Consider the following 11577-nt stretch of genomic DNA (forward strand, 5'->3'; position numbering starts at 1 on the left):
TATATTATATAATATATTATATCATATATTATATCATATTTTTTAGTGATACAAAAACAAAAAAAGCGATTCCTCCCCCACTTACTCCCTTTGGTCGTTGAAGTGGGGGTCTCCTCGCCAAAGACGATGAACATAAAATCCCTCAACATCCATATACGTTTGCGCGTGATCCGAAGGGACAATTTCAGAATACACATATCCAAAGTGGCGGTTGTTTTCCTTGTGCAGAGAATTTTTGATCATATACCCTACAACAGAAGATTGGTAAGGTTTTCTACTATGTTGTATGCTGACGTGAGACGCATCCCGATACGTCTTGTAGGAGCTATAAAGCTGATGATAATCGACAACCGCATTTTCAGTCGTCAAAATCCCGTAAAAATCCGTCTCCTTTTCTTTCGGATCGATAAGCCATTCATACGACAAGACGACGGCATATCGATGCTCTTCTCGACTTAACAAGGAAACGGATATGGTCAATTCCATGATGTTCTTTTTTTGATCGGTGTAAATCGTGGACGCGGTGCATAATTTCTGTTTCTCGATATGGCATCGGATCATTGGATGATCCGCCTGTTTCTTGAAAATCTCCTTCACCGTTTGTTCATCGAGCTCATGCCATTGATTCGCCGCACTTCTCGCGCGAAAAAAATCCATCTCCTCCCGATCCAAGTGACGAATCTCTTCTTTCGTCATCCCCAGCCGAAAGAAAGCCGCAGCCTCCTTGTTTTTGAGCTGTCGGTTGACTTTATTGGCGTTTTCCGGCTCTCTAATGAGATTTTCTATCTCTTCTTGATCAAAACCTTGTCTTTTTGCATCCAAATGATGAGCCTGTAAATTCATCTCCTGATGATCGCAGCCAGCTAGCATTGTACACAACAAAACATAACGGAGGATCCGTTTCAATGATAAGCCACCCTCTTCACCGTAAGGTATTGTCAAAAGTTTATCCTCCACACTCACGGTTTTTCCTTGAGTTTCAACGGTCGGAAGAAAAAAAGCTTGCCACCCCCATTCAATAATTGTTTTTGGATTTATCCAAAAAATTGATAAATAGCATAATATAAAAACAATATAGTATTAATGACAAGCGTAACAAACAAGATTTTGTAGATAGTTGTTTTTCTCTCTCTAACCCCCAAAAACTTAATTTGGAAAAATAAAAGTAGAATATTAAAAAAGGTAGGCACTAAAGTATAAAAATACCTTTCATCGCTAATGGATACTACGCTTGGATTAAACCAATAAATGAACGCATCAGAATTTTGAATCATCAAGCTGAATAAAATAATAAACCATGAAATAACTAACAAGAGAACCTTTATGAATATTCCACTTTTTCCAGAAAATATAAGTTTCATAAAAATAAAATGCCACCTACCTTATAATGATTTAGATTAGTCATGCCTTTTTCTTGTTGCTGTTGAACACCTCTTTTTTCAGGCGTGTTGATTAACCGATAATCCCCATCCACATCATAGAAAAAAGAGCACCTTTCCTGTAGAATGTAAGTATATACATACAACATGAAGAGTGAGTTTCTCAGTCATCCTGCACACCCCAAGCGTTGCAGCACTTCCTCCGGGCGTTCATGGATGTCATCCATAAACCGAGCAATGGCTTGGGCGATATCGTTTCGATCTTGATGAAACACATTGGCAATGACGGTGTCTTTCAGCCATTTCCACAAGTGCTCGATCGGGTTCAGCTGTGGCGAATAGGAGGATATGACCATTGATGTAGTCAAAAAACAGTTCCGCATCGTGTAAGAGGGTCTCTGTTTGTCTCTTTTAACCATAGAAATTATTGTAGTGAAAAATGCTCATCTACAGTTTAATTGTATATAGGTTGTAATAAAGAAATTCCGACCTCCATGTCCGTCTTTACTTTATCACCTAACAAGCTGGCACGGTGGCAAGAAGAGCGAACAATGCCATGTAAAACAAAATTGCAACTTATATAGAAAAAAATTATTTGTCAATAAAAAGTTGCACTTAACTTAAACATCTCTTTCGTAGTTCCTATCGGGAAAAATGAATAAAATCCATGTTTTTAATACATGGCTGCTAACTTCACGCCTAAAAAGGCTACTAAGCCGAGAGATCGTACACGGCTGAACAGATCCGCCTGGCATTTGAAATCAATGACAGGGGAGCGCCCAAAAAAGAGCGCTCCCCTAAAAACATGCTCCCATGAGGGAGGAAATGGCCTGCAGGGCGGCCTTGACGCTTCCAGAGACCACCGGAGAGAATAAGCGCCGGCCGCTCCCTTGTTTTGCCCTGCGTCGATCATGTGGGCGTTTTGTGGGGGAAGCACCCCCAAGCGAACGCTCCACCCTTGATTCATCAAGCTTACCCAATGCTTCCTTCCATCTCGAATTTGATCAAGCGGTTCATCTCGACCGCGTATTCCATCGGCAGCTCCCGCGTGAACGGCTCGATGAAGCCCATGACGATCATTTCCGTCGCTTCCTGCTCGGAAATGCCGCGGCTCATCAAGTAGAACAGCTGCTCTTCCGACACTTTCGACACTTTCGCTTCGTGTTCAAGCGACACGTTGTCGTTTAAAATTTCGTTGTACGGAATCGTATCCGATGTCGACTGGTTGTCGAGAATGAGCGTATCGCATTCGATGTTCGAGCGCGAGCCGGACGCTTTGCGGCCGAAATGGACCATGCCGCGATACGTCACCTTGCCGCCTTGTTTCGAGATCGACTTCGAGACGATCGTCGACGACGTATTCGGCGCCAGATGAATCATTTTCGCCCCGGCGTCTTGGTGCTGCCCTTTGCCGGCGATGGCAATCGACAGTGTCAAGCCGCGCGCCCCTTCGCCTTTTAAGATGACGGCCGGGTATTTCATCGTCAGCTTCGAGCCGATGTTGCCGTCAATCCATTCCATCGTCGCGTTTTCTTCGCAGACGGCGCGCTTCGTCACCAAGTTGAAGACGTTGTTCGCCCAGTTTTGGATCGTCGTGTAGCGGCAGTACGCGCCTTTTTTGACGATGATCTCAACAACCGCGCTATGGAGCGAGTTCGTCGTGTAAATCGGCGCCGTGCAGCCCTCGACGTAATGGACGTGCGCCCCTTCGTCCACGATGATGAGCGTCCGTTCAAACTGCCCCATGTTTTCCGAGTTGATGCGGAAGTACGCCTGAAGCGGCGTATCGACTTTGACGCCTTTCGGGACGTAGATGAACGAACCGCCCGACCAGACGGCCGAGTTCAAGGCCGCAAATTTGTTGTCCGTCGGCGGCACGACTTTGGCGAAATACTCGCGGAACAAGTCTTCGTTTTCCTTCAGCGCCGAGTCGGTGTCTTTAAAGATGACACCGAGTTTTTCGAGGTCTTCTTTCATGTTGTGGTAGACGACCTCGGATTCATATTGCGCCGAGACGCCGGCCAAATATTTTTGTTCCGCCTCTGGAATCCCTAATTTATCGAACGTCGCTTTAATTTCCGCCGGCACTTCATCCCATGAGCGGCCCGATTTTTCCGTCGGTTTGACGTAGTACGTAATTTCATCGAAATCGAGGCTTGACAAGTCGCCGCCCCATTGCGGCATCGGTTTGCTGTAGAAGATGTCGAGCGCTTTTAAGCGGAACTCGAGCATCCATTGCGGCTCGTTTTTCATCCGCGAAATTTCTTCGACGACTTCACGCGTCAGGCCGCGCTGGGCGCGGAAGACGGAGACGTCCTTGTCGACGAAGCCGTACTTGTATTCACCGATTTCCGGTGCTTTTTTCGCCATCTCGGTTCACCTTCCTTCATGTTCATGATTGTGCAGCCCTTTTTCGAGCGCTTTCCACGCGAGCGTCGCGCATTTGATGCGGGCCGGAAACTTGGAAACGCCTTGGAGCGCTTCGATGTCGCCAAGGTCGACGGAATCGTCGTACTCTTTCCCTTGGATCATGTCGGAAAAAATGTGGGCGAGCCGAAGCGCTTCTTCCACCGTTTTCCCTTTGATCGCCTGCGTCATCATCGACGCCGACGACATCGAAATCGAACAGCCTTCCCCTTCAAATTTGACGTCGGCGACTTTTCCGTCTTCAACTTTCATCGTCAAGTGGATGCGGTCGCCGCACGTCGGGTTGTTCATGTTGACATCGACGTTCGTGCCCTCAAGCACCCCGCGGTTGCGCGGGTTTTTATAATGATCCATAATGACTTGGCGGTAAAGCTGGTCCAACGGATGGTTAGAAGACATGGCTGAAGTACTCCTTCGCTTTCTGTAATGCGGCGATGAACCGGTCGATTTCCTCTTTCGTATTGTAAAGGTAAAAGCTCGCCCGGGCGGTCGCCGTCACGCCGAGCCATTTCATGAGCGGCTGGGCGCAATGGTGGCCGGCGCGGATGGCGACCCCTTCTGCGTCCAAAACGGTCGCCACATCGTGCGGATGCACCCCTTCGATGTTAAACGTCACAAGCCCCGCCCGTTCTTTCGGGCCATAGACGGTGACGCCGTCGATGCCAGCCAGCCGTTCGAGTGCGTATTGCGCCAGCTCGTGCTCATGGGCGGCGATGGCGTCCAAGCCGACTTGTTCAAGGAAATCGATCGCCGCCCCAAGGCCAATCGCCCCGGCGATGATCGGCGTGCCGCCTTCAAACTTCCACGGCAACTCTTTCCACGTCGAGTCGTACAGCTCGACAAAATCGATCATTTCGCCGCCGAACTCGACCGGCTCCATCTGCTCAAGCCATTTCTTTTTGCCATATAATACGCCGATTCCCGTCGGCCCGCACATTTTATGGCCGGAAAGGGCGAGAAAATCGCAATCAAGTTCTTGGACATCGACCTTCATATGCGGAGCGCTTTGCGCCGCATCGACGACGACGACCGCGCCGCGCTCATGGGCGATGCGGGCGATCTCCCGCACCGGGTTGATCGTCCCAAGCACGTTCGATACATGAGCAATGGCGACAATCTTCGCCGCTTCGGTGACGGTCGCCTCAACGTCGCGCAAATCGATCGTGCCGTCTTCCTGCAGCGGAATGTATTTCAGCGTTGCGCCCGTTTGTTTCGCCAGCTGCTGCCATGGGATTAAGTTGCTGTGATGCTCCATGTACGTGATGACGATCTCGTCGCCTTCTTTGACATTGGCGCGCCCGTAGCTTGCAGCGACCAAGTTGAGCGCAGCGGTCGTGCCGCGCGTAAAGATGATTTCCTGCGCCGATTGGGCGTTTAAAAACCGCCGCACTTTTTCGCGCGCGCCTTCGTACGCATCGGTCGCCTTCGTCCCGAGCGTATGGACGCCGCGGTGGACGTTCGAGTTGTACTCGCGGTAGTAGCGGTCAAGCGTCTCAATCACCGGCAGCGGCTTTTGCGACGTCGCCGCGCTGTCAAAATAGACGAGCGGATGGCCGTTCACTTGCTGATGCAAAATCGGAAACAACGCGCGAATTTCGTTCACATTCATGATTGAACTTTCCTTTCAATCACTTCAATTAATTGGTTTTTCACGCCTTCAATTGGAATCGCCTCGACGACCGGCGCCAAAAAGCCGTGGATGATGAGCCGTTCTGCGTCGCGTCTCGGAATGCCGCGGCTCATTAAGTAATACAATTGGATCGGATCGACGCGTCCCACCGATGCCGCGTGGCCCGCCATGACGTCGTCTTCATCAATGAGCAAAATCGGGTTCGCATCGCCGCGCGCTTTTTCGCTCAACATCAAGACGCGCGACTCCTGCTCGGCGTTCGACTTTGACGCGCCGTGCTCAATTTTGCCGATGCCGTTGAAAATCGAGGTCGCGCTGTCGCGGACGACGCCGTGTTTTAAAATGTGGCCTTCTGTATGCTTTCCGTAATGAATGACGCTCGTTGTAAAGTTTTGCACTTGCTCGCCACGGCTAACCGCGACCGTTTTCGTATCGCCGAACGAGCCGTCGCCGACAAGGCGGGTGATGTTCTCGGAGACCGTGTTGCCGTCATTCATCAGCCCGAGCGCCCATTCGATCCGTCCGTCGCGCCCAGCGATGCCGCGCCGGTTGACGTACGTCGTGGTGCCTTTCGCCAAATGGTCGACAGCGGCGAAAAAGACGCTTGCGTTCGCTTGGGCAAACACCTCGGCCACCACATTGACAACCGCTTTTCCTTCGCGGCTTGCTGATATATAATTTTCGACAAACACGACGCGGCTGTTGTCTTCCGCCACGACGATGACATGGTTGAACAAGGCGATGTCGTCTTCATCTTGAATATAGACCGCCTGAAGCGGCGTTTCAATCTCCACATTTTTCGGGACATAGACAAACACACCGCCGTTGAGCAGCGCCGCATGGAGCGCGGCGAGACGGTGCTCATCCGGCTTGACCCCATCGGTCATGAAGTATTTCTTCAGCAAGTCGCCATGCTCGCGCGCTGCTGTGAAGATGTCGGTGAAAATGACGCCTTTTTCTTTTAATTCATCGGACAGCGACACGTACGCCGGCGTATGGTTGCGCTGCACGTATAAGTTTTTCGTTCCTTCGCCCGCCTCAAGGAGCGCTTTGACCGCTTCCGGCAAATCGTCAAGACCATGATACGGCGCGCTGTCGACCGTGTGGCGGGCGAACTCGGTGAAATTCCATTTGTCGATTTTCGTTTTCTCCGGTTTCGGCAGCGGCAGCCGCTCCGCCAGCCGAAGCGCCTCAAGGCGCCGCTCGGTCAGCCAGCCCGGTTCGCCGCGTTCGCTTGAGAACGTGCGGATGTAGGTTTCATCGAATGGGATTTTCGTTTCTGTCGCCATAGTCCTCCTCCTAACGCTTACGCTTCTTGTCCGACCGTTTCGTCTTCGATGCCGAGCTCTTTTTTGATCCAATCGTACCCTTCCGCCTCAAGCCGCTGCGCCAGCTCCGGACCGCCGGATTTGACGATGCGCCCTTGCATCATGACGTGCACGTAATCCGGCGTGATATAGTTCAATAACCGTTGGTAGTGAGTGATGATCAAACAGCCGAACTCGCTGCTGCGCATTTCGTTGACGCCTTTGGCGACGATTTTGAGCGCGTCGATATCGAGGCCGGAGTCGATCTCGTCCAAAATGGCGATTTTCGGCTCAAGCATCATCAGCTGCAAAATTTCGTTCCGCTTTTTCTCCCCGCCCGAAAATCCTTCGTTTAAGTAGCGGTGCGCCATATCCGGGTTCATTTCGAGAAATGCCATTTTTTCATCGAGCTTGCGGATGAATTTCATGAGCGAAATTTCATTACCTTCGCCAAGCCGGGCGTTGATCGCAGCGCGCAAAAAGTCGGCGTTCGTCACCCCGCTGATTTCGCTCGGGTATTGCATCGCCAAAAACAGGCCGGCGCGCGCCCGCTCGTCGACTTCCATCTCAAGGACATCCTGGCCGTCGAGCGTCACCGATCCTTCCGTCACTTCATATTTCGGGTGCCCCATAATGGCCGAAGCCAGCGTCGATTTTCCCGTCCCGTTCGGACCCATAATAGCGTGGATTTCCCCGCCTTTGATTTCCAAGTCAACCCCTTTTAAAATCTCTTTCCCTTCCACCGCAACGTGGAGATTTTGAATCGTCAACACTGCCATGCAGCATACCTCCAATTTCTGCTTGAAAATAGTCATCGCTCGCTGTTGACCCAGCGGACGCTCATTCTCATTTTATTCTCATTACAATCTTATAACAAATGAAAAATATGCGCAACTATTCCGCCCCCTTTTTCACTATGTAGACGCAACTAAACGGAGAAAAACAGGAAAAAGGGACAGCGCTTTTTATATTTTACACGAAAACGGGCTGTTTGTACGAGCTTTTGCAAAAAAAAAAGACCCCGTTGCCGGAGTCTAATGGGCTGTCCGCAGCTCGCGGAGGCATTCCTGCACGAGCGTCACCGCCTGGCTCATCGCCGCCCCGCCGCCAAACGCGGCCGCCACCGCGCATACTTCCAAAATTTCCCGTTCCGACACTCCTTCGTCAAGGCATCCTTTCGTATGGTAAATCGTGCAATACTCGTCTTGCGCCGCCAAGCTGATGCCGAGGGCAATCAATTGTTTTTCTTTTTTTGACAGCGCTCCCTCGGCAAAGCACGCTTCCGTAAACGCGTTAAACCGCTCGGCCACATTCGGAAGTTTTTTGGTGAACGCCCCAATTCCCTCTTTGTAGCGATGAAGCGCGGATTCGACCGATGCATGTGTTTCGTTGTTCATGATCGTTGTCCTCCTTATTTTGCTTATCCGCTGTTAGTATGGATGAAGGAAAACGATATTAAACAACGAATGGTATTAAAAGCTTGTGGAAACACCACCGTTTCGCCAACATCGACGGAATGTCATGATGAAAACGAACGGTTCTGTTCCACTTCCATCATCATAGGAAAGGGGGGAATGCCATTGATTCGTTGGGTTGTCTTTGCCTTAACCGCCGCTTTCGCTTCGTTTTTGGCGTGGATCATCATCGGCAACACCCTCGGTGAACAAGGAGACGGCGCCTTCAGCTTAACGGCGGTGATCGTCCTGCAAAACTGCGTCATCATCGTTATGCTCGCCGCCGTACTGGCGCGTTTGAACGGCCGATGAAGCAGGTCGGCCGCGGCGCCCTCGGATTCAGAATCGTTTTAACCTTTGCCGCTTTCGTTTCGTTTAAGGGGAGCGGCTTTTTGGAGACAAAAAAAGAAACGGAAGCGAAATGCTCCCGTTATTGGTTGTTTTCCGCCGCTGGAATGACGGCGCCGTGGTATTTTTCTTTGATGAAATCTTGAATTTCTTTCGATTGCAGCACTTCGACAAGCGTTTTGATTTCTTTTCGGTTTTCATCGCCTTTGCGCACCGCCACAATGTTCACATACGGATTGTTTTTCGGCGACTCCACGGCGATCGGGTCTTTCGCCGGGTCCAAACCGGCGTCAAGCGCATAGTTGGCGTTGATCAAAACCGCATCGCCTTCGCCGTTTTTGTAAATTTGCGGCAGAAGTCCAGCATCGACGTCCGCTTTAAATTTCAAATGTTTCGGGTTTTCGACGATGTCGTTGACCGTCGCTTTCGTTTTATCGATGCCCGGTTTCAGCTTAATGAGCCCCTTTTCTTGCAGCATCGATAAAATGCGGCCATGGTCGGCGACCGAGTTGCTCATGATGATCGTCGCGCCGTCCGGCAGTTCTTCAATGCTTTTGTATTTTTTCGAGTATAAGCCGATCGGCTCGATATGAATGCCGCCGGCGTTGACGAAATCATAGCCGTACTCTTTCTTTTGCGATTCCAAATACGGAATGTGTTGGAAATAGTTGGCGTCGATTTGCTTCTCCGCCAGCGCTTTGTTCGGCAAGATGTAATCTTGGAACGTAATGATCTCCAAGTCGATGCCTTTTTTCTTCAAAATCGGTTTCGCTTTTTCCAAAATTTCCGCATGCGGCACGTTCGACGCACCGACTTTCAACTTCACCAATTTGCCGTCTTTGCCGCCTTCCGCGTTGTCGTGATTGTTGCTTCCGCATGCTGCCAAGGCGAAGACGAGAGCGGCGGCAAGGAGCGCACCAAGCCATTTTTTCATCGACTTCTTCCTCCTTTATCGTTTATCGATTTTTGAAGTGACAAAGTCACCGATCAACTGAATGACAAAGACAATGACGAGCACCAACACGGTCGCGACAAACGTCACATCGTTATGGTTGCGCTGGAATCCTTCCAAATACGCCAAGTCCCCAAGCCCGCCGGCGCCGATGGCTCCAGCCATCGCCGTATAGCTGACGAGCGACACCGCCGTCACCGTAATGCCGGAGACGAGCGCTGGAAGCGATTCAGGCAAGAGCACTTTCCAAATGATCGTCCACGTTGAGGCGCCCATCGCTTGGGCTGCTTCGATGACGCCTTTGTCGATTTCGCGAAGGGCGATCTCCACCATGCGGGCGTAAAACGGCGCGGCCCCAATGACCAAAGCCGGCAGCGCCGCATTGGCGCCAAGCATCGTCCCGACGAGCCAGGTGGTAAACGGAATGAGCAAAATGATCAAAATAATAAACGGAATAGAGCGGAAAATGTTCACAAACGCCGCAATCACGGTATTGACAAACCGGTTTTCCCATAGGTTGCCCTTCGCTGTCAAAAATAGAAGCAAGCCAAGAACGATTCCGAGGACGAAAGTGGCCGCCACCGCCACTCCCGTCATATACAGCGTCTCGACCGTCGCCGCCCACATCGTCTCCCATTGCACGTTCGGCAGGAGGTTAGCGAGCATCGTGAATCACCTCCACCGCCACCTGCTGGCGTTGAATATAGTCAAGCGCCCGGTCGATTTCATCCCTCGCCCCGTCGAGGTGCACGAACAGCACCCCATAGGCGCCTTGATGGGTTTGCGAAATTTTCCCTTGCAAAATGTTGACATCGACGGCAAACTGACGCACCACTTCGGTGATGAGCGGCTTTCCGGCTGCCGCGCCGACGAACGTCAGCTGCGCGATCAGCCCGCTCGGGTATTGGCCAAACAAATGGGAAATCGCCTCTTCCGTCTCCTCAGGCTCGATCAGCTGCTTGACGAACCGTTTCGTAATCGGTTGCTGCGGGTTGCGGAACACATGCAGCACTTCGCCTTGCTCGACGATTCGGCCGCTTTCCATCACCGCAACGCGGTCGCAAATTTTGCGGATGACGTGCATTTCATGGGTGATCAGCACAATCGTCAGCCCGAGACGCTTGTTGATGTCAACGAGCAAGTCCAAAATCGCATCGGTCGTCTGCGGGTCCAACGCCGATGTCGCCTCGTCGCACAGCAAGACTTTCGGGTTGTTGGCGAGCGCCCGGGCGATGCCGACCCGCTGCTTTTGCCCGCCGCTCAGCTGCGACGGGTAGGCATCCTCGCGCCCGGAAAGGCCGACAAGCTCGATCAATTCATCCACCCGCTTGTTCCGCTCCTCTTTCGGGACGCCGGCAATTTCAAGCGGAAAGGCAATGTTTTCCCTGACTGTGCGAGACCAAAGCAAGTTGAAATGCTGGAAAATCATCCCGATTTCTTGGCGCGCCTTGCGCAGCTCCCGCCCTTTCACGCGCGTCATATCGCGCCCGGCGACGACCACCCGGCCGCTCGTCGGCTTCTCGAGCCCATTGAGCAAGCGGATGAGCGTGCTTTTCCCAGCGCCGCTGTAGCCGATAATGCCGAAAATTTCTCCTTCGCGAATCTCAAGCGACACATTGTCGACTGCCGTGACCGAACCGTTGGCCGCTTGATAGATTTTCGTCACTTGTTCGAGTGTAATCATCGTTTCACCTTCCTCCCCAAGCGGCAGAGCGCAAAAAGAAAACCTTTCTGCCCGCAGAGAACAGAAAGGTATTGTGCACCATTCCGTCTCTTATCTCTCAAAGCAGGCCGCTTTGTGTGAATTGGCACCATTTCAGCACATGCGCTGACGGTTGCCGGGCTTCATTGGGCACATCCCTCCACCTCTCTTGATAAGAGCGCAACAATCGCCTATTCAATTGACTACGAATGTGATTGTATCATTGTCTGTCGAAGCGTGTCAACATCTTTTTTATCCGAGAGTCAGTCAAGACTTTGTGGAGAACATTTTTTTTTTTCTCTTCGTGCGTTGTCAATCACTAGTTAGCGAACCATTTTCAGGAATTCATATCGTAAGCGCTTTCGGCCTCTCATCCCT

General features: G+C 51.3%; 12 protein-coding genes and 1 riboswitch. Of the genes, 1 reads left to right on the forward strand and 11 read right to left on the reverse strand.

Translation table 11 applies throughout. The annotated features are described in order from the left end of the window. Positions 1–81: 81 nt before the first annotated feature. The 8 genes from ETR37_RS09900 to ETR37_RS09940 form a co-directional block, all read right to left on the reverse strand. A complete protein-coding gene (locus ETR37_RS09900; RefSeq protein WP_240673891.1) occupies positions 82–957 on the reverse strand; it encodes a hypothetical protein in 876 nt (291 codons plus the stop codon). A 589-nt stretch (positions 958–1546) separates the two neighbouring features. Beyond that, positions 1547–1747: a transposase gene (locus ETR37_RS09910; protein ID WP_223810853.1), complete on the reverse strand. Its 201-nt coding sequence runs from the start codon at positions 1745–1747 to the stop codon at positions 1547–1549. 604 nt (positions 1748–2351) lie between these two features. After that, a complete protein-coding gene (gene sufB, locus ETR37_RS09915) occupies positions 2352–3749 on the reverse strand; it encodes a Fe-S cluster assembly protein SufB (protein ID WP_011232461.1) in 1398 nt (465 codons plus the stop codon). Positions 3750–3755: 6 nt separating this feature from the next. Continuing rightward, positions 3756–4205 carry a Fe-S cluster assembly sulfur transfer protein SufU gene (gene sufU / locus ETR37_RS09920; protein ID WP_013144310.1) on the reverse strand — a complete coding sequence of 150 codons (450 nt, stop codon included), beginning with the start codon at positions 4203–4205 and terminating at the stop codon, positions 3756–3758. Then, a complete protein-coding gene (locus tag ETR37_RS09925; RefSeq protein ID WP_129447205.1) occupies positions 4195–5415 on the reverse strand; it encodes a cysteine desulfurase in 1221 nt (406 codons plus the stop codon). The genes sufU and ETR37_RS09925 overlap by 11 nt, the downstream gene beginning before the upstream one ends. Continuing rightward, on the reverse strand, positions 5412–6725 hold the full coding sequence (gene sufD / locus ETR37_RS09930) for a Fe-S cluster assembly protein SufD (protein WP_081132910.1): 1314 nt from the start codon (positions 6723–6725) through the stop codon (positions 5412–5414). The genes ETR37_RS09925 and sufD overlap by 4 nt, the downstream gene beginning before the upstream one ends. A gap of 17 nt (positions 6726–6742) precedes the next feature. Further along, positions 6743–7522, reverse strand: a complete 780-nt coding sequence (sufC, locus tag ETR37_RS09935; RefSeq protein ID WP_014196681.1) for a Fe-S cluster assembly ATPase SufC — start codon at positions 7520–7522, stop codon at positions 6743–6745. 255 nt (positions 7523–7777) lie between these two features. After that, positions 7778–8140, reverse strand: a complete 363-nt coding sequence (locus ETR37_RS09940) for a carboxymuconolactone decarboxylase family protein (protein WP_081132909.1) — start codon at positions 8138–8140, stop codon at positions 7778–7780. A 177-nt stretch (positions 8141–8317) separates the two neighbouring features. On the opposite strand from ETR37_RS09940, the gene ETR37_RS09945 reads away from it, so the two are divergent. Then, positions 8318–8509, forward strand: coding sequence for a hypothetical protein (locus ETR37_RS09945; protein WP_013524548.1), 192 nt, complete (start codon positions 8318–8320; stop codon positions 8507–8509). Between the two features lie 118 nt (positions 8510–8627). On the opposite strand, the gene ETR37_RS09955 is transcribed toward ETR37_RS09945, so the two are convergent. Genes ETR37_RS09955 through ETR37_RS09965 form a run of 3 tightly spaced genes read right to left on the reverse strand, consistent with a single transcriptional unit; the run spans position 8628 to position 11181 of the window. After that, on the reverse strand, positions 8628–9479 hold the full coding sequence (locus tag ETR37_RS09955) for a MetQ/NlpA family ABC transporter substrate-binding protein (RefSeq protein WP_020755860.1): 852 nt from the start codon (positions 9477–9479) through the stop codon (positions 8628–8630). Positions 9480–9494: 15 nt separating this feature from the next. Next, positions 9495–10163, reverse strand: a complete 669-nt coding sequence (locus tag ETR37_RS09960; RefSeq protein WP_020755861.1) for a methionine ABC transporter permease — start codon at positions 10161–10163, stop codon at positions 9495–9497. Then, complete coding sequence (locus ETR37_RS09965; protein WP_011232469.1) at positions 10153–11181, reverse strand: methionine ABC transporter ATP-binding protein; 1029 nt, start codon at positions 11179–11181, stop codon at positions 10153–10155. Before ETR37_RS09965 ends, ETR37_RS09960 begins: the two co-directional genes overlap by 11 nt. Positions 11182–11268: 87 nt before the next feature. Beyond that, positions 11269–11378: riboswitch (SAM riboswitch) on the reverse strand. Positions 11379–11577 lie beyond the last annotated feature (199 nt).

The organism is Geobacillus sp. PK12 (assembly GCF_004123125.1).
In the GTDB taxonomy this organism is placed as follows: Bacteria; Bacillota; Bacilli; order Bacillales; family Anoxybacillaceae; genus Geobacillus; species Geobacillus zalihae.

Coding starts and splice junctions, on each gene's coding strand:
- sufB (WP_011232461.1), bottom strand. CDS start 3,749: ATGGCGAAAAAAGCACCGGAAATCGGTGAATACAAGTACGGCTTCGTC.
- ETR37_RS09925 (WP_129447205.1), bottom strand. CDS start 5,415: ATGAATGTGAACGAAATTCGCGCGTTGTTTCCGATTTTGCATCAGCAA.
- sufC (WP_014196681.1), bottom strand. CDS start 7,522: ATGGCAGTGTTGACGATTCAAAATCTCCACGTTGCGGTGGAAGGGAAA.
- sufD (WP_081132910.1), bottom strand. CDS start 6,725: ATGGCGACAGAAACGAAAATCCCATTCGATGAAACCTACATCCGCACG.
- ETR37_RS09960 (WP_020755861.1), bottom strand. CDS start 10,163: ATGCTCGCTAACCTCCTGCCGAACGTGCAATGGGAGACGATGTGGGCG.
- ETR37_RS09965 (WP_011232469.1), bottom strand. CDS start 11,181: ATGATTACACTCGAACAAGTGACGAAAATCTATCAAGCGGCCAACGGT.
- ETR37_RS09940 (WP_081132909.1), bottom strand. CDS start 8,140: ATGAACAACGAAACACATGCATCGGTCGAATCCGCGCTTCATCGCTAC.
- sufU (WP_013144310.1), bottom strand. CDS start 4,205: ATGTCTTCTAACCATCCGTTGGACCAGCTTTACCGCCAAGTCATTATG.
- ETR37_RS09955 (WP_020755860.1), bottom strand. CDS start 9,479: ATGAAAAAATGGCTTGGTGCGCTCCTTGCCGCCGCTCTCGTCTTCGCC.
- ETR37_RS09945 (WP_013524548.1), top strand. CDS start 8,318: ATGCCATTGATTCGTTGGGTTGTCTTTGCCTTAACCGCCGCTTTCGCT.